The sequence below is a fragment of the Thiothrix sp. genome (assembly GCF_028714775.1).
GTDB lineage: Bacteria > Pseudomonadota > Gammaproteobacteria > Thiotrichales > Thiotrichaceae > Thiothrix.
On record NZ_JAQTLS010000005.1, the window covers coordinates 126,526 to 150,151 of the forward strand.

Annotated in this window: 23 protein-coding genes; 10 read left to right on the forward strand and 13 right to left on the reverse strand. The window is 54.1% G+C overall.

The window, feature by feature from the left end:
* Nucleotides 1-5: 5 nt before the first annotated feature.
* The 5 genes from PHE17_RS06005 to PHE17_RS06025 are packed head-to-tail and all read left to right on the forward strand — an operon-like array spanning nucleotide 6 to nucleotide 3,529.
* Complete coding sequence (locus PHE17_RS06005) at nucleotides 6-1,850, forward strand: carbamoyltransferase (protein WP_301014913.1); 1,845 nt, start codon at nucleotides 6-8, stop codon at nucleotides 1,848-1,850.
* Nucleotides 1,831-2,091: an SxtJ family membrane protein gene (locus PHE17_RS06010; RefSeq protein ID WP_301014914.1), complete on the forward strand. Its 261-nt coding sequence runs from the start codon at nucleotides 1,831-1,833 to the stop codon at nucleotides 2,089-2,091. The genes PHE17_RS06005 and PHE17_RS06010 overlap by 20 nt, the downstream gene beginning before the upstream one ends.
* Nucleotides 2,091-2,243 (forward strand): DUF5989 family protein, encoded by a 153-nt coding sequence (locus PHE17_RS06015; protein WP_301014915.1) that lies wholly within the window; start codon nucleotides 2,091-2,093, stop codon nucleotides 2,241-2,243. The genes PHE17_RS06010 and PHE17_RS06015 overlap by 1 nt, the downstream gene beginning before the upstream one ends.
* 8 nt (nucleotides 2,244-2,251) lie before the next feature.
* Nucleotides 2,252-3,004: a GNAT family N-acetyltransferase gene (locus PHE17_RS06020; RefSeq protein ID WP_301014916.1), complete on the forward strand. Its 753-nt coding sequence runs from the start codon at nucleotides 2,252-2,254 to the stop codon at nucleotides 3,002-3,004.
* Between the two features lie 45 nt (nucleotides 3,005-3,049).
* Nucleotides 3,050-3,529 (forward strand): cytochrome c, encoded by a 480-nt coding sequence (locus tag PHE17_RS06025; RefSeq protein WP_301014917.1) that lies wholly within the window; start codon nucleotides 3,050-3,052, stop codon nucleotides 3,527-3,529.
* 58 nt (nucleotides 3,530-3,587) lie between these two features.
* Here the strand turns inward: PHE17_RS06025 and PHE17_RS06030 are convergent, their stop codons facing one another.
* From PHE17_RS06030 to hrcA, 6 genes are all read right to left on the reverse strand, one after another.
* Nucleotides 3,588-4,268 carry a cytochrome b/b6 domain-containing protein gene (locus tag PHE17_RS06030; RefSeq protein ID WP_301014918.1) on the reverse strand — a complete coding sequence of 227 codons (681 nt, stop codon included), beginning with the start codon at nucleotides 4,266-4,268 and terminating at the stop codon, nucleotides 3,588-3,590.
* Complete coding sequence (gene dapB / locus PHE17_RS06035) at nucleotides 4,268-5,071, reverse strand: 4-hydroxy-tetrahydrodipicolinate reductase (protein WP_301014919.1); 804 nt, start codon at nucleotides 5,069-5,071, stop codon at nucleotides 4,268-4,270. Before dapB ends, PHE17_RS06030 begins: the two co-directional genes overlap by 1 nt.
* A complete protein-coding gene (dnaJ, locus tag PHE17_RS06040; RefSeq protein ID WP_301014920.1) occupies nucleotides 5,068-6,231 on the reverse strand; it encodes a molecular chaperone DnaJ in 1,164 nt (387 codons plus the stop codon). Before dnaJ ends, dapB begins: the two co-directional genes overlap by 4 nt.
* Nucleotides 6,232-6,310: 79 nt before the next feature.
* Nucleotides 6,311-8,245 (reverse strand): molecular chaperone DnaK, encoded by a 1,935-nt coding sequence (gene dnaK / locus PHE17_RS06045; RefSeq protein WP_301014921.1) that lies wholly within the window; start codon nucleotides 8,243-8,245, stop codon nucleotides 6,311-6,313.
* 105 nt (nucleotides 8,246-8,350) lie between these two features.
* Nucleotides 8,351-8,890: a nucleotide exchange factor GrpE gene (grpE, locus tag PHE17_RS06050; RefSeq protein ID WP_301014922.1), complete on the reverse strand. Its 540-nt coding sequence runs from the start codon at nucleotides 8,888-8,890 to the stop codon at nucleotides 8,351-8,353.
* A gap of 47 nt (nucleotides 8,891-8,937) precedes the next feature.
* Nucleotides 8,938-9,993 carry a heat-inducible transcriptional repressor HrcA gene (hrcA, locus tag PHE17_RS06055; RefSeq protein ID WP_301014923.1) on the reverse strand — a complete coding sequence of 352 codons (1,056 nt, stop codon included), beginning with the start codon at nucleotides 9,991-9,993 and terminating at the stop codon, nucleotides 8,938-8,940.
* Nucleotides 9,994-10,043: 50 nt separating this feature from the next.
* Between hrcA and PHE17_RS06060 the strand changes: the two genes are divergently transcribed.
* Together PHE17_RS06060 and recN are read left to right on the forward strand one after the other, a co-directional pair.
* Nucleotides 10,044-10,910 carry an NAD(+) kinase gene (locus tag PHE17_RS06060; RefSeq protein ID WP_301014924.1) on the forward strand — a complete coding sequence of 289 codons (867 nt, stop codon included), beginning with the start codon at nucleotides 10,044-10,046 and terminating at the stop codon, nucleotides 10,908-10,910.
* A gap of 3 nt (nucleotides 10,911-10,913) precedes the next feature.
* A complete protein-coding gene (recN, locus tag PHE17_RS06065) occupies nucleotides 10,914-12,575 on the forward strand; it encodes a DNA repair protein RecN (protein ID WP_301014925.1) in 1,662 nt (553 codons plus the stop codon).
* A gap of 13 nt (nucleotides 12,576-12,588) precedes the next feature.
* Here the strand turns inward: recN and PHE17_RS06070 are convergent, their stop codons facing one another.
* Genes PHE17_RS06070 through gnd form a run of 4 tightly spaced genes read right to left on the reverse strand, consistent with a single transcriptional unit; the run spans nucleotide 12,589 to nucleotide 18,941 of the window.
* Nucleotides 12,589-15,345 carry a hypothetical protein gene (locus PHE17_RS06070; protein WP_301014926.1) on the reverse strand — a complete coding sequence of 919 codons (2,757 nt, stop codon included), beginning with the start codon at nucleotides 15,343-15,345 and terminating at the stop codon, nucleotides 12,589-12,591.
* 13 nt (nucleotides 15,346-15,358) lie between these two features.
* On the reverse strand, nucleotides 15,359-16,084 hold the full coding sequence (gene pgl / locus PHE17_RS06075) for a 6-phosphogluconolactonase (RefSeq protein WP_301014927.1): 726 nt from the start codon (nucleotides 16,082-16,084) through the stop codon (nucleotides 15,359-15,361).
* On the reverse strand, nucleotides 16,045-17,505 hold the full coding sequence (gene zwf / locus PHE17_RS06080; RefSeq protein WP_301014928.1) for a glucose-6-phosphate dehydrogenase: 1,461 nt from the start codon (nucleotides 17,503-17,505) through the stop codon (nucleotides 16,045-16,047). Before zwf ends, pgl begins: the two co-directional genes overlap by 40 nt.
* Entirely contained in the window at nucleotides 17,502-18,941 is a 1,440-nt protein-coding gene (gene gnd / locus PHE17_RS06085; protein ID WP_301014929.1) for a decarboxylating NADP(+)-dependent phosphogluconate dehydrogenase, read from the reverse strand. Before gnd ends, zwf begins: the two co-directional genes overlap by 4 nt.
* Nucleotides 18,942-19,283: 342 nt before the next feature.
* On the opposite strand from gnd, the gene PHE17_RS06090 reads away from it, so the two are divergent.
* Nucleotides 19,284-19,556 carry a hypothetical protein gene (locus PHE17_RS06090; protein WP_301014930.1) on the forward strand — a complete coding sequence of 91 codons (273 nt, stop codon included), beginning with the start codon at nucleotides 19,284-19,286 and terminating at the stop codon, nucleotides 19,554-19,556.
* A 38-nt stretch (nucleotides 19,557-19,594) separates the two neighbouring features.
* On the opposite strand, the gene PHE17_RS06095 is transcribed toward PHE17_RS06090, so the two are convergent.
* Nucleotides 19,595-22,228: an SUMF1/EgtB/PvdO family nonheme iron enzyme gene (locus PHE17_RS06095; RefSeq protein WP_301014931.1), complete on the reverse strand. Its 2,634-nt coding sequence runs from the start codon at nucleotides 22,226-22,228 to the stop codon at nucleotides 19,595-19,597.
* Nucleotides 22,229-22,362: 134 nt separating this feature from the next.
* On the opposite strand from PHE17_RS06095, the gene PHE17_RS06100 reads away from it, so the two are divergent.
* Both PHE17_RS06100 and PHE17_RS06105 read left to right on the forward strand, forming a co-directional pair.
* The gene (locus PHE17_RS06100; protein ID WP_301014932.1) at nucleotides 22,363-22,560 is read left to right on the forward strand and encodes a type II toxin-antitoxin system VapB family antitoxin; all 198 of its coding nucleotides are present in this window, start codon (nucleotides 22,363-22,365) and stop codon (nucleotides 22,558-22,560) included.
* Nucleotides 22,557-22,958: a PIN domain nuclease gene (locus PHE17_RS06105; protein ID WP_301014933.1), complete on the forward strand. Its 402-nt coding sequence runs from the start codon at nucleotides 22,557-22,559 to the stop codon at nucleotides 22,956-22,958. The genes PHE17_RS06100 and PHE17_RS06105 overlap by 4 nt, the downstream gene beginning before the upstream one ends.
* 18 nt (nucleotides 22,959-22,976) lie before the next feature.
* On the opposite strand, the gene PHE17_RS06110 is transcribed toward PHE17_RS06105, so the two are convergent.
* Together PHE17_RS06110 and PHE17_RS06115 are read right to left on the reverse strand one after the other, a co-directional pair.
* Nucleotides 22,977-23,369: a type II toxin-antitoxin system VapC family toxin gene (locus PHE17_RS06110; RefSeq protein ID WP_301014934.1), complete on the reverse strand. Its 393-nt coding sequence runs from the start codon at nucleotides 23,367-23,369 to the stop codon at nucleotides 22,977-22,979.
* The gene (locus PHE17_RS06115; RefSeq protein ID WP_301014935.1) at nucleotides 23,363-23,623 is read right to left on the reverse strand and encodes a type II toxin-antitoxin system VapB family antitoxin; all 261 of its coding nucleotides are present in this window, start codon (nucleotides 23,621-23,623) and stop codon (nucleotides 23,363-23,365) included. The genes PHE17_RS06110 and PHE17_RS06115 overlap by 7 nt, the downstream gene beginning before the upstream one ends.
* Nucleotides 23,624-23,626: the final 3 nt, after the last annotated feature.

Consider the following 23,626-nt stretch of genomic DNA (forward strand, 5'->3'; position numbering starts at 1 on the left):
AATGCATGGGAACCTACATTTTAGGGATTTCAGCTTATTACCATGACAGTGCCGCCGCGCTGGTGCATGACGGCTTGATTGTCGCTGCCGCGCAAGAAGAACGCTTTACCCGTAAAAAACACGATCCCGGCTTTCCCGCGAATGCCGTCTGCTATTGCTTGGAACAAGCAGGCATCAGCCTATCGGATGTAAGCCATGTGGTGTTTTACGACAAGCCCTTACTGAAATTTGAGCGCTTGCTGGAAACCTATTTGCATTATGCGCCCAAGGGCTTCCGCTCGTTCCTTACTGCCATGCCCGTTTGGTTAAAGGAAAAACTGTTCCTGAAAACCACCCTGAAAAAAGAGCTGGCGACACTCGCAGAGACTAAGGAAAAAACTGTACCGCCGCTGCTGTTTACCGAACATCACCAATCCCACGCGGCTTCCGCATTTTTCCCCAGCCCTTTCCAAAAAGCTGCCGTGATCTGCTTGGATGGCGTTGGCGAATGGGCAACCACTTCCGTTTGGCAAGGTGACGGCAACCGTTTAGAGCCGTTGTGGGAAATCGACTTTCCGCATTCACTGGGGCTGCTGTATTCCGCCTTCACGTATTACACGGGCTTCAAGGTGAATTCCGGGGAATACAAACTGATGGGGCTTGCGCCCTACGGTGAGCCGAAATACGCCGATTTAATCCATGAAAAACTGCTGGAATTACGCGAAGACGGCACATTTCGCCTCAACATGGCCTATTTCGATTACGCCACGGGCTTGACCATGACCAACCAGCGCTTTGCGGAACTGTTCGGTTCCCCTGCCCGCTTGCCGGAAAGCCCCTTGACGCAAAAGGAAATGGACATTGCCGCCTCCATCCAAGCGGTGACAGAAGACATCGTGCTACGGCTGGCGCGTACCGTGCAGCGCGAAACTGGCAATGATTACCTGTGCTTGGCAGGTGGGGTAGCACTGAACTGCGTTTCCAACGGGCATTTACTACGCTCAGGTATATTCAAAGACATCTGGATACAACCGGCAGCAGGCGACGCTGGCGGGGCATTGGGGGCGGCACTGGCAACCTGGCATCAATACCTCGACAAGCCGCGCACCACCAATGGCAGGGACAGTATGCAAGGCGCATACCTCGGCCCGGCATTCAGCACCGACAGCATCCGCCAATGGCTTGACCAACAACAACTCCCCTATCAGGAATTGCCTGAGACTGCCCTATTGGAAACGTGCAGCGCCATACTCGACGGCGGCAATGTGGTCGGCTGGTTCCAAGGACGCATGGAATTTGGCCCCCGCGCCCTGTGCGCCCGCTCCATCATTGGCGATGCCCGCAACCGCGCCATGCAGTCGGTGATGAACCTAAAGATCAAATACCGCGAATCGTTCCGCCCGTTTGCCCCGGTAGTGAAATACGACAAGGTAAGCGCGTGGTTTGAACACGAAGGCAGCAGCCCCTACATGTTGCTGGTCGCCGATGTGCAAGAAGACAAGCGCATTCCCATGACGGCTGAACAGCAGCAACTTTTTGGTATCGACAAACTGAATGTGCCGCGTTCACAAATCCCAGCGGTGACGCACGTGGATTATTCTGCCCGTTTGCAAACGATCCACCCCGAAACCAACCCGCGTTTTTACAAACTGCTGGATGCGTTTGAACAGCGCACGGGTTGCCCGGTATTGGTGAACACCTCGTTCAATGTGCGCGGCGAACCGATTGTATGCAGCCCGGAAGACGCTTACCGCTGCTTCATGCGCACCGAAATGGATTATTTGGTGCTGGAAAATTTCCTGCTAGACAAAAAACAACAACCTGCATGGCAGGATAAGGAGAACTGGCGCGATGAATTCGTTTTGGACTAATACGCTCAAACCAGCCCTGCTGCCGCTTTACCGCGCTTGGATCAAGTTCGGCGATGCACTCGGCTGGATTAACTCACGCATTATTTTGGGCGCGGTGTTTTACCTGTTGCTCATGCCAATGGGTTTGGTGTTACGCCTGTTGGGTAAAGGCCGCATCCGTGACATCGAACGGGCGGAAGGCGAATCACTGCGCCAAGCCAGCCATGCCCGCACCCATAACCATTTTGAGAGGCTGTTCTAATGTTAGATTTACTCAAAGAGCTGTGGCAATTCATGCTGGAGCGTAAAAAATTCTGGCTTGCCCCGATCATCCTTGTGTTGCTGCTACTGGGCGCATTGCTGGTATTTGCGCAAGGCTCAGCGGTTGCCCCGTTCATTTACACCTTGTTCTAGGACACGCCATGCTGGTCGCACAAAGAAATTATGGCATCCCGATCCGCAAACACTACTTTGCCAGCCCGGAACAATCGGGTTGGTACGACCTGCTGTTACCTACCGCTTACTTGGATTGCCAGTCAGCGCAGAAGCCGCGTTTTTTCAGTGTCGAACAGCGCCATACCCTGCTGACCGACCTAACCGCCAGCGAGGAAGCGATCTTCCAGAACTTCCCCAAGGACACCCGTAGCCAGATTCGGCGCAGCGAACAGTCCGGGGCTTTCGCCCTAAACCTTGCTGGCGATATGCGGCAGTTCCTCACCATTTTCAACCGCTTTGCCACACTGCGTAAGCTTTCACTGTTTACCGACAAAGACTTGCACTACATCGGGGAAGGCAACTATTGCCTGCTCACGATGGATCGGGAAGGCGAGCCCGTTATTGCCCATTTCTACCTGCTGTCCCACCAGACCAAGACCGCCAGTATCCTGATTTCAGTCAGTGACCCGCAATACAACGGCAACCCGGAAATGCGCCAAGCCATTGGTCATGCCAACCGCTCCCTGCACTGGCAAGGAATGCGCCACCTTAAGGGGCTAGGTTTCCATACTTACGACTGGTGCGGTTACGTGCTGGAAACGGATGATCCGGTCATGCAAGGCATCAACCGTTTCAAGCGCACCTTTAACGGCACACTTGCCCAAACCTACAATTACTATTCGCCCGGTTACGCGCTTATTGAAAAACTACGGAACAAACTGCGACAATTGGTGGCCTAAGCATAAATTTTTACAACATATTCACTAATAAAAGGAGCTAACTGCATGAACCTGTTCAAAAAAACTTTGGCTATTGCCATTGCTGTAGCCAGCGTTGCTGTCGTATCTAGCGTTATGGCAGAGGAAGAACACGAAAAAGCATCCCCAGAAAAGATGGCTATTGAATACCGCCAAGCGGCTTTCAGCATGATCAAGTTCCATTTCGCGCCAATGGGTGCAATGGTCAAAGGCAAAATGGATTTCAACAAAGATGAATTCGCCAAAAATGCAGAAGCCGTTGCGGCACTGAGCAAATTCCCTATCCACGGCTTCCCAGAAGGCAGCGACAAAGGTGCTGATACCGAAGCTAAAGCTGAAATCTGGACAAAAATGGACGATTTCAAAAAGAAAATGGAAACGTTCCAAGTAGAAGCCACATCTTTAGCTGAAGTTGCCAAAGGCGGCGATATGGCTGCAATCAAGCCACAGTTCGGCAAAGTCGGTGAATCTTGCAAGGCTTGCCACGAAGATTACAAAGAAAACTAAGAGGAAACCCCTCCCGACCTCCCCTTATCAGGGGAGGAGACGGAGGTAACGTATCAGCTTAAGCTGCTAGCCACTGAATCCCGAAATATACCAGCGCATAACACGCCACGAACGTCATTGCCCCCTGCCATGCAGACTGGAAACGCAAACCTTGCGGCACAGCCTGTGCTACTGGCCAATCGGCTTCACCCAGCACCATCGCCTTAACCAGATTGGTCTGCCTGCGGAAGCGGTAAAACAGCACTGCCGCAATATGCACCGCCACAAACAACAGGATCAGGTTGAAATTCAAGTGGTGGATAATATTCAGTACATCAGCAACACCACCCGACACCAGCCCTAACAATGGCCCTTCGGTATCAATGTCATCCGAGGCAAACAGCCCGGTACTGGCCTGAAGCAACACCACCGCCAGCAATCCCAACACCATCCACGCGCCCAACGGATTATGCCCCGCATGGAACGCCGTGCCCTGATGGGTTTTCATTTCGCGCCAATGTTGCACGGCTTGCACGGGTGATGTAACGAACTGGGTAAACCGCGCCGTATCGCTGCCAATGAAGCCCCACATAATGCGGAACAGCACCAGTGCTAGCAGGAAGGTTCCAGCGCGTCCGTGCCATTCCATCCAGTTGCCACCCATTTCGGCGCTGAACCACGAAAACCCAATGCCAGCCACTAACGCCCAGTGGAACGCGCGGGTCGGCAAATCCCACAGCCGGACAGGTGTCGTATCCATCACTTCAGCCCCAATACATCTTGCATATCAAACAGGCCGGATTGCTTGTCTTGCAGCCACCCGGCAGCCCGCACCGCACCTTTGGCGAAGGTCATACGACTGGATGCCTTGTGGGTGATTTCCACCCGTTCGCCGACATCGGCAAACATCACGGTATGGTCGCCGACCACATCGCCCGCCCGCACGGTGGCAAAACCGATAGTCTGGCGGTCACGTTCGCCAGTCACGCCTTCGCGCCCGTAGACCGCGCATTCTTTCAGGTCACGCCCCAAAGCATTGGCAACCACTTCGCCCATGCGCAAAGCCGTGCCGGAAGGTGCATCGACCTTGTGGCGGTGATGCGCTTCGACGATTTCAATATCCACCGTGTCGCCCAATACCCGCGCTGCCATATCCAGCAGTTTCAGGCACAGGTTAACACCTACGCTCATGTTAGGTGCAAACACCACGGCAATTTGCTCGGCAGCCTTGGCAATCGCGGCCTTACCATCCGCATCAAAGCCAGTTGTGCCAATGACCATCTTTTTACCATGCGCCACACACCAATTCAGGTGCATCAGGCAAGGTTCGGGGCGGGTAAAGTCGATCAGCACGTCGAAATCATTCGCCGCTTCATCCAGCATCGCAGCGATGGCAACACCGTTTTTACCGATGCCAGCCACTTCGCCTGCATCCGCACCAATCAAGGAACTGGACGGGTGTTCGGTGGCAACCGTGAGTTCCAAGCCGTCAGTTTGCGCACATGCCTCAATCAAGGCTTTACCCATGCGCCCGCCTGCGCCTACCACTGCGATTTTGGTCATTTTTTCTCACCTTCAAACAGGTCTTTAAAGAAGCTCTTGGCTTTGTCCGTCCAACCGTGTTCCTGCGGGCTGTGTTTTTTGCCGCCTTCGTGCATGGAAGTATCTAACTCAGCCAACAATTCGCGCTGGCGTTTGGTCAGGTTGATCGGCGTTTCCACCACCACGCGGCAAATCAAATCACCTGTGGCGGAACTGCGCACCGATTTTACACCTTTGCCGCGCAGACGGAACTGCTTGCCCGTTTGGGTTTCAGCCGGAATCTTGAGGCTAATTTTACCGCCGAGGGTCGGCACTTCGATTTCCCCACCCAAAGCAGCGGTGGTGAAACGGATCGGCATTTCACAGTGCAGGTTGTCGCCTTCGCGTTGGAAGAGTGGGTGCGCCTTGACGAAGACTTGCACATACAAATCACCGGCTGGGCCACCGTTAACGCCACCTTCGCCCTCGCCTGCCAGCCGTACCCGGTCGCCATTATCGACGCCAGCCGGAATGCGCACGGAAAGGGTTTTTTGTTTTTCCTTGCGGCCTTGCCCGTAGCAATCGGGGCAAGGGTCAGAAATGATCTTGCCGGAACCCCGGCAGTGCGGACAGGTTTGCTGTACCGCAAAGAAACCTTGCTGGATGCGCACTTGCCCATTGCCATGACAGGTCGGGCAAGTCTGCGGGTGAGTGCCCGGTTTCGCGCCGCTGCCATTACAGGTTTCACAGGTTTGCAGGGAAGGTACGCGGATGTCGGTGGTTGTGCCGAAAACCGCTTCTTCCAAGGACAATTCGAGGTTGTATTGCAGGTCGTTGCCGCGATAAGCACGGTTGCTGCCGCCACCGCCCCTGCCGCCGCGTCCACCGCCGCCGCCAAAAATGTCGCCGAAAATGTCTTCAAAGATGTCGCCGAAGCCACCTTGTCCACCGCCACCCGGCCTACCACCTGCTGACGGGTCGACCCCAGCATGACCAAACTGGTCGTATGCGGCACGTTTTTGCGGGTCGCTGAGGATTTCGTAAGCCTCTTTCGCATCCTTGAACTTGGCTTCGGCTTCGGCGTTATCGGGATTGCGGTCAGGGTGGTATTTCATCGCTGAACGCCGGAATGCCTTTTTCAGGTCATCTTCGCTGACGTTTTTTTGCACCCCAAGGATTTCGTAGTAATCCTGTTTGGACATAATTCGGTTCCTGCTTATACAAAATCAGGCACAGCAGGGTAAACCCACTGCGCCTGTGCATGGAAGGGAAAGAAGTTGCTTACTTCTTAACTTCTTCAAACTCGGCATCAACAATGTCGTCGCCCGGCTTGCCGCCTTGGGAACCACAAGAGCCATCGGCGCAGCCATCGGCGCAGCCATCAGGGCCACAACCGCCGCCTTCTTGGCCTGCCATTGCTTGCATCAGTTTACCAGAAGCTTCCATCAGCGCTTCGGATTTGCGGCTAATCACGTCCTTATTGTCGCCTTTGATCGCGTCTTTCAGTTCGCTGACCAATGATTCGATGTTGGCACGGTCTGTACCACTGACTTTATCGCCGTATTCTTTCAGCGATTTTTCAGTGGCGTGGATCATGTTGTCCGCTTGGTTGCGGGCATCGACCAGTTCGCGCTGCTTTTTGTCTTCTTCCGCGTGGGCTTCAGCGTCTTTCACCATTTGCTCAACTTCAGCATCAGACAAGCCAGAAGAAGCCTTGATGATGATGTTTTGCTGTTTGCCAGTCGATTTATCTTTTGCGGTAACGTTCAAAATACCGTTGGCGTCGATGTCGAAAGAGACTTCGATTTGCGGCATACCGCGTGGTGCTGGCGGAATGTCTTGCAGGTCGAAACGACCCAATGACTTGTTGTCACGCGCCATTTCACGTTCGCCTTGCAGCACGTGTACGGTAACGGCAGTTTGGCTGTCTTCCGCTGTCGAGAACACTTGCGATGCCTTGGTTGGGATCGTGGTGTTTTTAGTGATCAGCTTAGTGGACACGCCGCCCATGGTTTCGATACCCAGTGACAACGGGGTAACGTCCAACAACAGGATGTCAGTTACACCACCGCTCAATACGCCACCTTGGATCGCAGCACCGACAGCAACCGCTTCGTCAGGGTTCACGTCTTTGCGTGGCTCTTTGCCGAAGAAGTTTTTCACCGCTTCTTGCACTTTCGGCATACGGGTTTGACCGCCGACCAAAATCACGTCATTGATTTGGGAAGCGGACATGCCAGCGTCTTTCAACGCGATTTTGCATGGCTCAATGGTACGGCTGATCAGGTCATCAACCAGTGATTCCAACTTGGCGCGGGTCACTTTGATGTTCAAGTGTTTCGGGCCAGTCGCATCAGCCGTGATGTACGGCAGGTTCACGTCAGATTGTTGGCTGGTGGACAGTTCAATCTTGGCTTTTTCTGCCGCGTCTTTCAGACGTTGCATTGCCAGTGAATCGCCTTTCAGGTCGATGCCGCTGGTTTTACGGAATTCGTCTGCCAGATAGTCAATCATGCGCATATCGAAGTCTTCACCACCCAAGAACGTGTCGCCGTTGGTGGACAGCACTTCAAACTGCATTTCGCCGTCTACGTCAGCGATTTCGATGATGGAAACGTCGAATGTACCACCGCCCAAGTCATAGACCGCGATTTTGCTGTCGCCTTTGGACTTGTCCATACCGTAAGCGAGTGCCGCTGCGGTTGGTTCGTTGATGATACGTTTCACTTCCAGACCGGCGATTTTGCCTGCGTCTTTGGTCGCTTGGCGCTGGGAATCATTGAAGTAAGCCGGAACGGTGATGACCGCTTCAGTGACAGGTTCACCGAGGTAGTCTTCGGCGGTTTTCTTCATTTTCATCAGCACACGGGCGGAAATTTCTGGCGGTGCCATTTTCTTGCCACGCACGTCTACCCACGCATCGCCGTTGTCGGCTTTGACGATTTTGTACGGAACCAGTTTGATGTCTTTTTGTACCGCATCTTCTTCAAAGCGGCGACCGATCAAGCGCTTGATGGCGTACAGGGTGTTTTCCGGGTTAGTGACGGCCTGACGTTTCGCGGTCTGGCCTACCAGCACTTCTTCGTCCATGAAGGCAATAATGGAAGGCGTGGTGCGGTCGCCTTCAGCGTTTTCGATGACCCGTGGCTTGTCGCCGTCCATGATGGCAACGCAAGAGTTGGTTGTGCCGAGGTCGATACCAATAATTTTACCCATAATGTCTATCTCCAGAATTCTTTGTTTGGCTTTGCAATGGGATTGTTAATGTGGGGTTATCTGCCCGTTTTCAAGAGCCGCTGAACGATAAGTTTTATCGAAATGTCATTTTTTGCAGACCATCACCATCGCGGGGCGTACCACACGACCGTTCAGCAGGTAGCCCTTTTGCATGACCAGCGACAAGGTGTTGTTGTCGAACTCAGGATGCGGCTGCAAAGAGATCGCTTGGTGATGTTCGGGGTTGAAAGCGTCGCCGGGTTTGCCGACCGCTTCGATGTTGAATTTTTCCATCACGGACTCAAACTGCTTGAGGGTCAACACGATCCCTTCACGGATTTGCCCAACGTCACCTTCCGCCACTGCGCCCATTTCCAGCGAGTCAATCACGGGAATCAGGGCTTCGACAAATTTCTGTGCAGCGTATTTGTGTGCGTCTTCCACTTGCTTGTCGGAACGGCGGCGTTGGTTGGCAAGCTCGGCTTGCGCACGGAGGAATTGCTCGTAATTGTCAGCGGCTTCGGCTTTGGCTTTTTCCAGTTCGGCTTGCAGTTGCGCCAGTTCACTGGTTTCTTCGCTGGCAGCAGCATCAACGGCTGCTGCATCGTCCATTTCGGGTGCGTTGGTGTCTTTGGGGTCGGTCATTGTGTTGCTCCACGGCGATTAATCTATTTCGCCATGAAGAGTGGGGGTTAGGATCGGGATTTCAAGGCAATGCTCAGCAATTTCGCGGTAATATCCACGACCGGGATCACCTTCTCATACGCCATGCGCTTGGGGCCGATCACACCCAGCACCCCAAGCTGTTCGCCATCGACTTCGTAAGGGGCGGTCACGACGCTGCACGCCTCGAACGCGGATTGCCCGGATTCGCGCCCGATGAAAATTTGCACCCCATCCGCCTGCAAGCACTTGTCGAGCAAGCCCAAAATGTCGCGTTTACGGGTAAAAGCAGCGAACAGTTCGCGCAGTTTGTGGATGTCGGATAAGTCGTCGTAACCCATCAAATTGGTTTCGCCCGCAATCACGCAACCTTCGCCGGAAGCGTCACTGGCTTCGGCGACTGCCTTTTCGCCCAGCTCAATCGCGGCAAGCATCATGCGGTTCATGTCTTCGCGGTGCTGGTGCATTTCTTCCAACAAGGCGGCGCGGGCTTGCTGCAAATCTTTGCCGATCAAGCGTTCGTTGAGGAAATTGGCGGCTTGCTGCAATTCGGAGGAAGTTACATCCTCGTCGAGTTGGATGATGCGGTTTTGCACTTCATTGCGGTTCATCACCAAAATCGCCAGCACTTGGCGACTGGAAAGGTGCAGGAATTCGATTTGGCGGATGGACGATGGGTTGCGCCGGGGCAAAGCGACAATCCCAGTCAGTTGGGTGATACCGGAGAGCAGGCTGGAGGCGGAATGGATCAGCGCGGCGGGGTCACGTTCCGCTTTCAATTGCCCTTGCAGGATGTGGATGGCTTGCACTTCCAAAGGCTTGACCGTAACCATCGTATCGACGAACAGGCGGTAGCCCTGCGAGGTGGGAATCCGACCAGCGGAGGTGTGCGGCGCACGGATGTAGCCCATTTCCTCCAAATCCGACATCACGTTGCGGATGGTGGCGGCGCTCAAATCCAAACCACTGCTGCGGGCAAGGTTGCGCGAGCCAACGGGCTGCCCGTCCTGAATATAGCTTTCGACCAGCACTTTCAGGACGTGCCGGGCGCGATTGTTCAGTTCAGGATGATCATGTGTTGCCATGTGATAATATATACGTGTAAATAACAACGGTTACAATAACGGATACGAGTATGAGCCTGTTTTCGCACATCGGTATATTCACCAAGCCTAACGACACCCGCGTGGATAAAACCTTGCAGCAGTTGCATGAATTCCTGTTGCAGCGCGGTTTGCACGTTTACTGCGACTTCAGTGCAGGCGTCATTTTAGGGCAGGCATCGCTGACGGCAGAGGTATTGGCACGGCAAATTGATCTGGCAATTGTAGTCGGTGGCGATGGCACATTGTTGACTGCGGGGCGCTTACTTGCCCCGTTTGAAGTACCGATTGTCGGAATCAACCTTGGGCGTGTGGGCTTTTTGGTCGATGTTTCCCCCGCAGAAATGGAAGCGCAATTGGATGAAATCCTCAACGGGCACTCGCGGGAAGAGCAGCGCCTTGTGCTGCACGCCGAAGCAGTGCGGGAAGATGAAATCATCGGCAGCGGTGATGCCATCAACGACGTGGTGCTGCATGTGCGTAACGAAATCCGCATGATTGAATTCACCACGTGGGTTGACGGGCATTTCGTCAATACCCAACGCGCTGACGGCATGATCATCACCACCCCAACGGGTTCCACGGCTTACGCACTGTCCAGTGGCGGGCCGATCCTACACCCATCCTTACAGGCGATTGCGCTCGTGCCGGTTTGCCCGCACACCCTCAGCGACCGCCCGCTAGTCCTGAATAGCCAAAGCAAGGTGGAAATTGAGCTTTGCCCGGAACGCGACATTCCCGCCCGCGTGTCCTTCGACGGGCATAATAATATCGCACTGGAATCCGGCGACCGTATCCGCGTCCACGCCCGTCCAGAAAAAGTGCGTTTGTTGCACCCACAAAGCTATGATTACTACCACATCCTGCGTGAAAAACTGCATTGGGGAGTCCAGCTTTAAGCCATGCTGACACATATCCATATCCGCGACTTCGCCATTATCGAAGCCCTTGACCTCGAACTGCACCCCGGCATGACCGCCCTGACTGGCGAAACCGGCGCGGGCAAATCCATCCTGCTCGACGCGATTGGGCTAGTGCTGGGCGACAAAGCCGACAGTGGCACGGTGCGCCACGGCGCTGACAAAACCGATTTGACCTTGAGCGTCGACATTACCCAAACCCCTTCCGCCCGCGCATGGCTGGAAACGCAGGGCATGGAACACGAGGATGACACCTGCATCCTGCGCCGCGTAATTTCCGCGCAAGGTAAATCCCGTGCTTGGATCAACGGCTCCCCTGCCAACCTTACCCAATTACGCGAACTCGGCGAACAATTGGTCGACATCCACGGTCAGCACGAACACCAATCGCTGATGAAAAAGGATGCACAACGCCAGATGCTGGACGCTTTCGCTGGAAACGATGCGTTACTGGACAGCACCCGCAGCGCATGGCAAACGTGGAAAAAGTTGCACGAGCGCGTCACCTTACTTTCCAGCCAAAACCAGCAGCATCAAGAACGGGTTGACTTGTTGCGCTTCCAAGCACAGGAACTCGAAGCCCTTGCCCTGCAAGCGGCGGAACCGGAACAACTCGACGAAGAACTCAACCGCCTCGCCAATGCCGAACAGTTACGCGCCACCACCGCACAGGGTTACGCACAGTTGTACGACAACGAACCGTCGCTGTATTCCAGCCTTGGGCGGCTGATCCACGACCTTGAACAGCAAGTGCGGGTTGATGCGCAACTCGGATCGCCACTGGAATTGCTCACCAGCGCCCAAATCCAAGTGCAGGAAGCGTCCGTACAATTACGCGATTACGCCGAAACCCTCGACATTGACCCGGCGCGTTTGCAATGGGTGGAAAACCGCATCGCCGACATCCGCAGCCTTGCCCGCAAATACCGCATCGACCCGCACGAACTGCCTGCCCGTCTGCTGAGTATCCAAGCTGAATTGGCACAACTCGGCGGTGACGATTACGACCTCGAAACGCTGGAAAAACAGTTACAAGAAGCCGCCACTGCCTACCGCCAACAAGCCAGCACCTTGAGCAAAGCCCGTAGCAGTGCTGCGCAACAACTTTCCGCAGGCGTTACCCAAGCCATGCAGCAATTGGGGATGCAAGGCGGCAAGTTTGTCATCGCCGTCAACCAAGACCCCAACGCTAACTTCCAAGCAGTGGGGATGGACGGCATCGAATTCACCGTCAGCGCCAACCCCGGACAACCGCTGAAACCGCTGGTCAAAGTGGCTTCCGGCGGCGAATTGTCGCGCATCAGCCTTGCCATCCAAATGATTGCCGCGCAGAAAGTTACCCTGCCCGCACTGATTTTCGACGAAGTGGATACCGGCATCGGCGGTGGCATTGCGGAAGTGGTCGGCAAACAGCTACGTGCCTTGGGCACGAACCGACAAGTGCTATGCGTAACGCATTTGCCGCAAGTCGCCTCGCAAGCGCACCAGCATTACAAAGTCACCAAGATCAAGGGCAAAGAACACACCAGCACCGGCATTGACCACCTGACACCAGAGCAGCGGGTGGAAGAGATTGCGCGGATGATTGGCGGGATGGAAATTACCGCAGCGACGCGGGCGCTGGCGCAGGAGATGTTGGGGTAATACGCCCCACACCTCATTTTCCGGGAATCGGCATATCCGGCAACAGCAGTTTAAGCCCGGTCGTAAACAGTGACCCGACCTGCGTTGCCAACACTGTGGTAACGGCAGCACCCACCGCGATCACTACTGAAGAAGACCACGCTACCAAGGTGCTGACATTGTAAATTTCAACCAGATGCATCGTCCCTTTGCCAGCCCGCCGCAATGCACCAATATCACCCAGCACCACGCCCAAGGTCATGCAGCACACAAAGGCTTGCAGCGACCAAAACAGCAGGCTCAACCAAGCATCCGTCGAATGGACATTCCACAAAATAGTTCCCGCCATCAGTGGTGCAATCAAGGCAAGGGTCAGTACCAAGCCTTTTTGGATGCCGTTATAGCCCCGGATGTGCGGGTAAAAGAACAGGAAAAAGAACCCCAACGCAGGCCAGCGCCCAACCCCCAATAACACGCTGGTCAATTGGGACAGCACATAGGCATTCATCGAGGCAATATCACCAGACAAACCCCAGAAGTAACTGATGATCCACGGGATGGAGATGATCGTCGCCATGATCGCCCCCTGCCGTCCCCGCACCCACGCATTCTCAGCGGAACCCCGGTTCAACGCCAACGCCGCATTGCCGCGTGCACGGATACCGGCAACTTCGTGGATTTTGATTACCTGTTCCAGTTCTTCGCGTTTGGCGAGGAAATCCTGCACACTGCTTTCCCCTTTGCTGGTTTTTTCCAACAGGTTTTTACGCAGCTTGATCCGCAGCGACAGCAGGTCATTGAGGAAACCGATTTCAGTAATCGCCCGGCTAAGCAGCGGCGTGGTCTTGTCAGTGGGGATACGCAATGGGCGCGAGGCAAACAGCCAGTATTTCAGCATCGCCAGCCCCACCCCAAACGTCGTCAGCAATGGAACCCACGATTGGCGGGCAGGCCAATAAAACATAATGACCATGAAAACCGTGGCAGCCCCGTAAATATGACCGGCAAACTGCCGTGCATCTGCTTCCGCCGCCTGCCCTTTCAACCAAGCCAACACACTGGCAAGCACCAAAAACTGCCACAAACCCAACAGCGTCCACACCGCCGAGGTCAGCAACCACAGTGGCGGAGGATTAGTGAGATTCGGCGGCGGCATAATCAGCACAACAGCCAGCGTTACCCCGAGACACTGTATCAACCAAGCAGGCCAAGCCTCTGCCCCCGTCCATACGCTCCTAATCCACAGCAGGCTGACTTTGGCATACCCCCACGCAAACGGGATGACCAACAGCGCCAACCATGCATATAAGTGCCCGCGATCCAGCAAGAAACTTACCCCGGAAATAAGCAGCCAGCCCACCAGCATCACCCGCACGGCACGGAAAGCACTGGCAGTCCCGACCATTTCCACCGCCAACCACAGTATTGCCATAAACGCCGCCGCAAAGAGCAGGATTAACGCTGGTAGCCCCTCAAAATCACTGTATTGCCAATTACGGATGTTTAAGCCTGTTAACTTATAAGCATTCACGCCCAATTTAGTGCGTATCCACCATTCGGCCGCTACAAAAAACAGCACCGCAAACATGCCCAACATCACCACAATAAACAATGGGGGACGCGCCATACCGCCGCGCAAATCCATTTTCATCATGAGAGGCCAGAGCAGGGCAAGGAAAACCCCGTACCACACTCCCACCTGTATCAAAGAAACCCGTGCATGTATTACCGACCATCCCTCCATTCCCGTGATAATATTTTCCCCAAGAACCATCAGGGTCAGGCCAGACACCAACAGCAGCCCAAGCGTGGCGAAATGGGTTAAATTTTCAGGCACAGTAGCATCCGCAGACATCCCGACCCTACGCGCCCACAACAAAGCAAGCAGCAAAGGCAAACCGTAACTCAACCCCCGCCACAAGTTTTGCAGCCATTCGATTTGCCCAAAAGCGGCGCGGACAAGCTCGGGTAAGGGATTATTCGCCGATGCCTGATTGTCAGGTTCGCGGTTATCAGCGGCAGGCGCTTGCCCTTGCGTGGGTAATGACACCAGCAACTCAAGCTTACCCCAGTTGTCCGCCAGCCCAGAAAATGTCAGCCCACTGGCTGTTTGCGTTGTGGGCATTTCGTTCATCGACCAAAGCGTGGTTTGGGCATCCTTAGTAATGGATACGTGGGTTTCTTTGGCAAACCACATCCCTTTGCCAATAACCAGCAATACCCGCGAACTCCCCTCATTAGCTTTCAGCACCTCATCGGTACTTAATTCACCACGGGAAATAACCGTCACAAACTCAGCATCATCCCCAATGCCCATTTCTGGTAAAGAAGCCGTCATGGTTGCCCGACCAAAAGCCACGCGCGGCATCAAGCCAGATGTACCCAGATAGCCGATATTATTTTGGGCATCCACTGTTGCCTGTATGACCTGACGTAAAGTGGCGAATTCCTTGCTGCAACGGGCAAAAACAGCTTGTGTCTCCAGCGAAATCTTATCCCCTTTAAAGTCAAGCCGGATGTCCTGCTTTTCAATAGCAACGGGCGTGCTGCCATTATCCGTTGCCGTATCTGTCGGGCAGTTTTGAATCAGGGGAAGCGGCGTAGTGCTATGTGCTACGAAGGCAGTGTGGTCATTAAAACCCAGCATTTCCATCGCGTCATAGAAAAACCGATCGTTGACTGGATGCAATTCCGATGTCACCAGAAGCAACAAAACCCAAGCAAACAGAATCCGAATGTACCGACTGAATAGCGGCAAAAGGCGGGAATTGGAACCGGAATCAGTTTGCATACCGAAAGCCTCACTAAGTGCTTAAGGTAAGTGTAGCACGCTCCGTCAGTAAGCAAGCATCCGCCCGCACCGCCCGCGCAATCGGTAAATCCGCACCCGCTTGCCACGCTGCCAGTGCTTGCGCCTTACCCGCGCCTGTCACCAGCACCAACTGCTGACGGCACGCCTGTAACGCTTCCACACTCAAACTCACCCGTTCCGGCGGCGGTTTGGGGGCGTTAAATACGGCAACAGTGAGAGGTTCTCTTGCTCCCCTCGCCCCTTGAGGGAGAGGGGCTGGGGGTGAGGGGTTTGGAAACAAACTCGCCGTATGCCCATCTTCCCCCATCCCCAACAGCACCAGATCAAACGGCAGCTTGTCGGCAATCGTTTGCGCATACGCCACTGCTGCCTGTTCCGCCCCCAACTCCGCCGGAATCGGGTAACAATGTTTCGCAGGTAAGCTCATGCGGGAATTGCGCTGCGGATCGTCAACGGGCAAACAGCGTTCATCGCCCCAAAATATTTCCCACCGATCCAAATCCTGCGGCGTTTGTGCCAGCAAGTGGTAAGCACGAGCGGGGGTTGTGCCGCCCGCCAACACCAAGCGGAATACACTGCGTTCGCGGATCGCGTCTTGCGCGGCGTTTGCAATCAAGCGGCAGGCTTCGAGCGCCACAGCTTCCGCACTCTCCAGCACTTGCGTATGGCTCGGCAACATCAGCCGCCCTCCCCATTGCAGCGCAAGGTATGCCGCCATTCGCGGGCGGTTTCCCCGAAAATCTTTTCCGCTGCCTTTGGCCCCCAACTGCCTTGTGGATATTGCAAGGGCGGTTGTTCGTCGTTTGCCCAACCTTGCATCACCGGGTCGACCACGCTCCACGCCGCCTTCACCTCGTCGTAACGCAGGAACAGCGAACGGTCGCCTTGGATCACGTCCAACAGCAATTCCTCGTAGGCTTCGGCCTTGCGTTCGCCGGGGCTACCGACCGAGGCATCCATCACGATCTGGCGGGTACGCATTTCCAAGCCCGGAATCTTGGCGGAAATTTCCAGCCGCACCGCGTCTTCCGGCTGGATACCGATCAGCAACCAGTTCGGGTGCGTCCCGGCAGTGCGCTCTTGGAACAATTGCACCGGGGCTTCCTTGAAACACACCGCCACCATCGAACGCCGCTCCTTCAAGCATTTGCCCGTGCGCAAGTAAAATGGCACGCCGCGCCAACGCCAGTTATCCACGTACAATTTCAGCGCAGTGTAGGTTTCGGTATGGCTACCCGCCGCCACGCCTTTTTCCTGTTGGTAGCCTGCGTATTGGGCACGGATTGCCTGCGAGGAAAGCTGCGACAGGTCAACCGGGCGGATGGATTTCAGCACTTTGACCTTTTCATCACGCAAGGCTTCGGCTTCCAGCGAAACCGGCGGCTCCATCGCCAACAGTGCCAACACTTGCAGCAAGTGGCTTTGGATCATGTCGCGCATCGCCCCGCCGCTGTTGTCGTAGTAACTGGCACGCCCATCCACGCCCACGGTTTCAGCATGGGTAATTTGTACGTGGTCAATGTAATGGCGGTTCCACAGCGGTTCGAGGATCAGGTTGGCGAAACGCAGCACCAGCAGGTTTTGCACCGCCTCTTTGCCGACGTAATGGTCGATGCGGTAAATCTGCTCTTCCTTGAGGTGCGCTTCGAGACTGTGTTGCAAATCACGCGCCGATTGCAGGTCATGCCCGAACGGTTTCTCGATCACCATGCGCCGCCAGCCACTTTCTTCCTGTAGCAGCCCCGCCGCAGCTAGCCCTTCGGTCACTTCCACGTATAAATCCGGGCTGACCGACAGGTAGAAAATCACGTTATTTTCACAACCGTTATCGCGCACCCACGAGTGCAATGCCTCATAAAACACCGCTTCTTTCAAGCTACCGGACAAGTAATCAAGACGTTGGATGAAACTGTCCAGCAGCGTATCTTCCGCCACCCCGCTATCCACGAACAGCTTGCGCACTTCCGCCCGCCAGCTATCGCGGGTGAAGGGGGTACGCCCGCAGCCGAGGATTTCCACATCCGCCGCCAGATGCCCCATGCCATGCAATTGGAACAGTGCGGGCAACAGCTTAGCAGTGGCAAGATTGCCGGTTGCGCCAAAAATGACGTAAGCGTGTGAAACACCCCCGCAACTCATGGCAGTTGCTCCTCTGAACCATCGCCACTCCAGTGCGTATGGAAATGCAACGCCGAATCACGGTCTACCCGCTGATAACCGTGCGCCCCGAAGAAATCACGTTGCGCCTGCAAAATGTTTGCCGAACCGTTCGCACAACGGTAGCCATCGTAAAACGCCAGCGCCGAACACAGTGCCGGGGCAGGCACACCTTGCGCCACTGCCAACATCACCGCCTTGCGCCAACCGCTTGCCGCCCGCTGCAATTCGCTAGCAAAAAACGGGTCTTGCAACAGGCTTTGTGGCACAGGTTCGCGGGCAAAACTGGCTTTAATATCGCCCAAGAAACGGCTGCGGATAATGCACCCGGCACGCCACAGCAAGGCAATGTCACCGTAAGGCAGGTTCCAACCGTATTCTTGCGCGGCGGTTTGCATCAGCATGAAACCTTGCGCGTAAGACACCAGCTTGGCGGCGTAGAGCGCGTCGTGGATGGCATCAAGGTACGCCTGCCGTTCGTTTTCCGGCACGGGCGCTTGCATTCCACCCAGTAACTCCGCTGCTGCCACGCGCTCATCCTTGCGGGCAGAAAGCATCCGCGCATGGACAGCTTCCGAAATCAGCGTCAGCGGAACGGCGTGTTCCAGCGCGTCTTGCGCCGTCCACAAACCTGTACCTTTTTGCCCCGCACGGTCGAGGATTTTGTCCACCAGCGGGCTACCATCCGCGTCTTTTTGACGCAGCAGTTGGCTGGTAATTTCGATCAGGTAGGATTCCAGCTTGCCGGTATTCCATGCCGCGAAGGTATCCGCCATTGCGTCGTAATCCATCCCCAGCGCGTGGCGCATCAGGTGGCAGGCTTCCGCGATCAATTGCATGTCGCCGTATTCGATGCCGTTATGCACCATCTTGACGTAATGCCCCGCCCCGCCTTCGCCGAGCCATTGGCAACAGGCCGCGCCATCGACTTGCGCCGCCACTTTCTGGAACATTTCGCGGATCACAGGCCACGCCGTCGCATCGCCACCGGGCATTAATGACGGGCCATGACGTGCGCCTTCTTCCCCGCCGGAAACACCCATCCCGACGAAACAGATACCCTTGGCACTGAGTTCCTGCCAACGGCGCGTGGTATCGGGGTAATGGGAATTGCCGCCATCAATAATGATGTCACCGGGGTTCAGCAGCGGCAGCAGTTGCGCAATGACTGCATCCACCGCTTTGCCTGCGGTAATCATCAGCAAAATGACGCGCGGATTGCCAAGCTGGCTGACGAATTCGGGCAAGGTTTCGGCAGAACGGATTGCCCTGCCTTGCGCGTGTTCCTGCATGAATTGTTGGGTGAGGGAATACGTGCGGTTGTAAACGCTTAAAGAGAAACCCTTGTCGCTCAGGTTCAGCGCCAGATTTGCGCCCATGACCCCTAAGCCGATCAAACCGATGTTTGTGGTGTCCATGCCTACCTTCTTATGATGTTTATGACCTTAATCGTTCATAATTATTAGTGATTTTAAGTAAAAGTGTTGGGTTTTTTTCGCACTTCAGTGATTGTCTGAACCAAGATTCACAAGATGAAAGGATTAGCAGGATTGAAGAACCACCTCCCTCCGTTGTCCGAAGCCGCTCCCCATCCTGCTAATCCTTAAATCCTAAAAATCCCAGTTCAGACACCCGGCAAACGGTCTACTTCCTCCGACTCAACATCCGGCACTTTTGCCAATGCCGCCAGAAACCGTGCTTTACTCACCTGTTTTGCTCGCGCTTCTAGGTAATCACGGGTACATGAAGAATCGGCGCAGGTGATGCCGTGCGATGCGGGTATTCCGTGGCTGGGGTTTGTGGTGTACCCAACGCATCGGCATTTGAAATCCCGTAAAGTGGTTGAAGCAACAAGACGGCTGGGAGAACGGTTTACTGATTGGCGGCAAGGCAAAATCAGCTTTGCCGAATTCGATGCCAGTGTGCAGGGCTGGATAAATCACGTCCCGTTATGCCGATTCATGGGGCTTGAGAAAGCACATCTTACGCCCATTCAGATGGTGAAAAAAAATCTTCAGCCGCTACGCGGCTGACAGGGGTTCAGTGGCCAGTAGATCAGTGATCAATAAAGTCAATGGGGGAAACAACACAACAACCGAAAACCCAGATAGTGGTCACGAAGGAGCGGATGATGGTTGACGCGAAAAGAGGCGCGGCAAAGCTCCGAATAGTAGAACCACGCGCCGCCCCGAACCACACGAACACCGCCAGAAACATCAGCAGTAGTTATCTGGGGTTCTTCATACTTATTAAGACACCATTCCCAGACATTGCCGGACATATCCATCAGACCGTAGGGCGACTGGCCTTGAGGGTAAATACCGACAGCAGAGGTTTCCTGCAAGTTATATTCACCTACTTTGTCATGATCCCAAGTTTCGTTGATATTCGCATAGCCAGTTTTGTAGCCTTTACCCCACGGGTATTCCCGACCATCCGTACCCCGTGCCGCTTTTTCCCATTCCTGTTCTGTGGGCAAACGGATTTCTTGGCCTGTTTTGGCAGATAGCCAACGACAGAAAGCGATGGATTCATACCAATCCACCTGCTCTACCGGACGGTTACTTTCTTTCCACCGAGATTCATGAATAGCCTCAGGTTTTTGCAGCCCTTCCCACCACTTATCATTTTCGTAGCCACCATCCGTGATGAACACCTCAAATTGGGCATTCGTGACGGGGTAGCGACTCATTTTGTAGGCTGGCAAAGACAGACATTCGCCATCCTGATAAGTGAATTCACCAGCGGGAATTTCTACCCAGTCGATGTCATCAATGCCAAGACCGGGGCGGTTATCCCAATTCAGCCACGCCAATACGGTGCTGATAGCATGACGTTCGTGTGGGTTAGGATAATGTTCAATATCGGTGATAGCGTTTTGCCATTGGGTGCGGAACTCGGCAAACAGCATGTCATCCAGCACCTTTTGTTCACGGGCAATTTTTGCTGCCAGTTTGGGATTGCCTTCCGCTAACCAGATCAGAAAAGGTTTCAGGTCAGGCTCATATTCCAATGCCAGTTCGGTAGCCACCTCCCACCCGTTGGCTTTCCACCCGCTTTCAGGCCAAATCTGACTGGCTTTCCAACCCTGTTCACGGCGTTCCTTGAAACTTTGTGCAGTGAAAAACTCCTGCAATAACTGGTGACTGAAACGCACCTTGTCACCCGTGATTTCCAATAAGTTGGCGGCATGAGAAAACTTGAGCCATGCGGCGGGTACAACCTGTTCCGCTTCGCTACGCAACAAGGTGGTGCGGGCTTCATCCATACCGCTGCCTTGGTATTGCAGTTCCCATGCTAACGCTTTCAGCTTATCTTCCAATTGTGGACGCGGCGGGATGTCTTCCGGCTTACGGTTTTTATCTCGCTGTTCACGATCCAGCAGTACCCCAACGAAATGCTCAAACAGGCTGCGCTTGCTGTCAGGCAATTGGCCTTCCTGATGGAAAATTTTTGCCATCATCGTCAGCAGATAAGGGTTCTCTGCCAGTTTCAACAAGCTGCGCGGGTTGTTGAGGTGTTCAAGCCTGCCTCCATCCCAATAATAACCGTGTTCCCAATACCACCCCTGCGGCTGTTCCGGTTTCCAGAAATTTTCCCAAGTCGGTTGGGTATAATCCCGCTCAAACCAGTGGCGCAAACGGATTTTCCAAGCGGGTTTATGAGATTGCCAGCGTTGCCATATCTGTTGCATTACCTCCCCACCCGTCAGTTGCCAAAATAGGCTGTCTGCTGTTTTGCCAGCCTCTTGGCCTTTCCTGAACACATGACGGAAATAGTTGTGCAGAAAGTCGTGGATACGCGGCGGGGTCAACGGTTCAATGGTCAGCCGGTCAAGGTCTTGCACCAGTTCAAGGGTATAGTCACGCAGACGGCAAGTCAGCAGCAAACCGGGGTAGTCATGCTTTTTCCTGACCCATTCCTTGACCTGTTCCAACTTTGTGTCGCGCTGATCAAACGGGATTTCGTTCAAAGCATCCAGCAGCGGCAACAGACGCATATTGTCGCGCAATGGGGTATAAAACGGCGCAAGCCCCTGCATCTGTTGCAACACAAAGGCTTCCAGCGTCTGGTCTTTGTCAATCCATTCATTCAAGGGAATGATGACCGGAAGCGGCTTACGCGCATCCTTCACTGCATGATCAGCGTATTCTGCCGCGATCCGCCACAGTGAAAACGTTTTGCCCATGCCCGGTTCACCCAACAGCACCAACCATTGGTGTTTAGCAAATGCCCTGAGCAAATCGTCGTGGTGTTCCGCCGGAGTGTTGGCTTCGTGCGGGTTATCTGCTGCCTTGTGTCGGTCATAACGCAACTGCGCTTTGAACCAGCGTTCAGGAAGATGTTCATGTTGTTGAATATCACCTTCTTGCGGGGTATAGGCTTCTTCAACCTCTGGCAACTCATATTCGCGCCGCAGATTTTTCAGGTAGGCAAGCTCGGCAACCCGTTGCGTGGTGGCTGTTTTCTCATCGGTTGATGCTTTCGACCAGATAAGACGCACTATCCCCCAAATACCTAAACCCACCGCCGCGAAAACAGGCCAAACCAAATCACGACGTTTTTCCCACAATTCCAACTGGTCTTTATCCAGCGTTTGGAAACCGTTAAAAACCCACAGTAATTGAGGCCAAAACGCCCACACGCCAACCGCAACAGCCAACGCCAGCAGCAATAACAAAAAAATCAGCGATTTTCGGGACACAAGCAAACTCCAGCGATAAGCTGATGGATTAATAGCAGAATTTCAGCGGGACTGAAACCCTAAAAAAACCGTTTACCTCCTCCTCCGACTTCAATAGAATGTGTATCATCATAAACAACCATACACACCGAACCATGCGAACCAATATCGTCATTGATGAAACGCTGATGCGTGATGTCCTCCAAGCAACGGGGCTGCAAACCAAACGCGAAGCTGTGGAACGTGGCCTGCAATTGCTGTTGCGCCTTGCGCGGCAAGCCCGCATCCGTGAATTTCGCGGAAAACTGCACTGGGAAGGCAATTTGGATGAAATGCGCGTAGATAAAGCATGATCTTCGTCGATTCCAGCGTTTGGATTGATTATTTCAACGGCAAATCAACCCCGCAAAGTGACTGGCTCGACTACTTGCTCGGCACACAACCCGTTGCAACCGGGGAACTTGTCTTAACCGAAGTGCTGCAAGGTTTCAAACAGGACAAGGAATACGCCCAAGCCAAAGAACTGCTGTTGACACTGGATTATTTCACCATGCTCGACCAATCCATTGCCTTGAAAAGTGCCGACAATTTTCGGGCTTTGCGCAAGCGTGGCATCACCGTGCGTAAAACCATTGATGTGCTGATCGCCACCTTCTGCATCGAGAAAAACCTGCCCCTGCTACAATCTGATGGTGATTTCACACCCTTCCACGAACACTTTTCGTTAAAGAACGCCCTCCCCCACCATTAACCCAAAACACTTCCACACTTACCACGCCACGCAAGGAATATCCGAATGGTTAAAATCATCGCCCTTGAACAGCAGCAATTCCTCCGAATACTTCGCTAACGCATAGGAACAACAATCACCGATATTCAACGCGGCGGGGTGTCGCCCCTTACCAAACCGCCGCCATGCTTCGCGGGCAAGTTGGCTTTGATCGACATCCATCGCTACAATTTCCACCTGTAAACGCTGTAGCAAGGCATCCAATGCCATGCCACCCGCTTCACCTTTCTTGCTTTCAATCACGATGCTGCATTCAAGCAATGAAAATGCGCTCATCAGCCGTTTGGAATCACCCAATATGGCTTGTGCCAAGGCTTTTGCTTCAGGCTCAGCCAATAAAATGGCAATAATAGCCGACGTATCAATTACCACGGTGCATTTACCCCGTGTTCGTCATAGCCAAGGATGTCATCCGCCGTCCGTACATCAAGGTCAGGTAAGGTGCTGCAACGACGGGAAATCGCCATAATTTCATCCAATGAATTATCTGGCTGGCGAAAACGCTTGATACGTTGCAATGTTTCTTCCAACGCCATAATGATAGCAGCCGTCATATTACGCCCCGTCAATTGGGCAAGTTCACGAGCCAAGTGCTCAGCCTGTTCGCTACGGATACTTAAAGCCATGCT

Coding starts and splice junctions, on each gene's coding strand:
- PHE17_RS06005 (WP_301014913.1), top strand. CDS start 6: ATGGGAACCTACATTTTAGGGATTTCAGCTTATTACCATGACAGTGCC.
- PHE17_RS06010 (WP_301014914.1), top strand. CDS start 1,831: ATGAATTCGTTTTGGACTAATACGCTCAAACCAGCCCTGCTGCCGCTT.
- PHE17_RS06015 (WP_301014915.1), top strand. CDS start 2,091: ATGTTAGATTTACTCAAAGAGCTGTGGCAATTCATGCTGGAGCGTAAA.
- PHE17_RS06020 (WP_301014916.1), top strand. CDS start 2,252: ATGCTGGTCGCACAAAGAAATTATGGCATCCCGATCCGCAAACACTAC.
- PHE17_RS06025 (WP_301014917.1), top strand. CDS start 3,050: ATGAACCTGTTCAAAAAAACTTTGGCTATTGCCATTGCTGTAGCCAGC.
- PHE17_RS06030 (WP_301014918.1), bottom strand. CDS start 4,268: ATGGATACGACACCTGTCCGGCTGTGGGATTTGCCGACCCGCGCGTTC.
- dapB (WP_301014919.1), bottom strand. CDS start 5,071: ATGACCAAAATCGCAGTGGTAGGCGCAGGCGGGCGCATGGGTAAAGCC.
- dnaJ (WP_301014920.1), bottom strand. CDS start 6,231: ATGTCCAAACAGGATTACTACGAAATCCTTGGGGTGCAAAAAAACGTC.
- dnaK (WP_301014921.1), bottom strand. CDS start 8,245: ATGGGTAAAATTATTGGTATCGACCTCGGCACAACCAACTCTTGCGTT.
- grpE (WP_301014922.1), bottom strand. CDS start 8,890: ATGACCGACCCCAAAGACACCAACGCACCCGAAATGGACGATGCAGCA.
- hrcA (WP_301014923.1), bottom strand. CDS start 9,993: ATGGCAACACATGATCATCCTGAACTGAACAATCGCGCCCGGCACGTC.
- PHE17_RS06060 (WP_301014924.1), top strand. CDS start 10,044: ATGAGCCTGTTTTCGCACATCGGTATATTCACCAAGCCTAACGACACC.
- recN (WP_301014925.1), top strand. CDS start 10,914: ATGCTGACACATATCCATATCCGCGACTTCGCCATTATCGAAGCCCTT.
- PHE17_RS06070 (WP_301014926.1), bottom strand. CDS start 15,345: ATGCAAACTGATTCCGGTTCCAATTCCCGCCTTTTGCCGCTATTCAGT.
- pgl (WP_301014927.1), bottom strand. CDS start 16,084: ATGGCGGCATACCTTGCGCTGCAATGGGGAGGGCGGCTGATGTTGCCG.
- zwf (WP_301014928.1), bottom strand. CDS start 17,505: ATGAGTTGCGGGGGTGTTTCACACGCTTACGTCATTTTTGGCGCAACC.
- gnd (WP_301014929.1), bottom strand. CDS start 18,941: ATGGACACCACAAACATCGGTTTGATCGGCTTAGGGGTCATGGGCGCA.
- PHE17_RS06100 (WP_301014932.1), top strand. CDS start 22,363: ATGCGAACCAATATCGTCATTGATGAAACGCTGATGCGTGATGTCCTC.
- PHE17_RS06105 (WP_301014933.1), top strand. CDS start 22,557: ATGATCTTCGTCGATTCCAGCGTTTGGATTGATTATTTCAACGGCAAA.
- PHE17_RS06115 (WP_301014935.1), bottom strand. CDS start 23,623: ATGGCTTTAAGTATCCGTAGCGAACAGGCTGAGCACTTGGCTCGTGAA.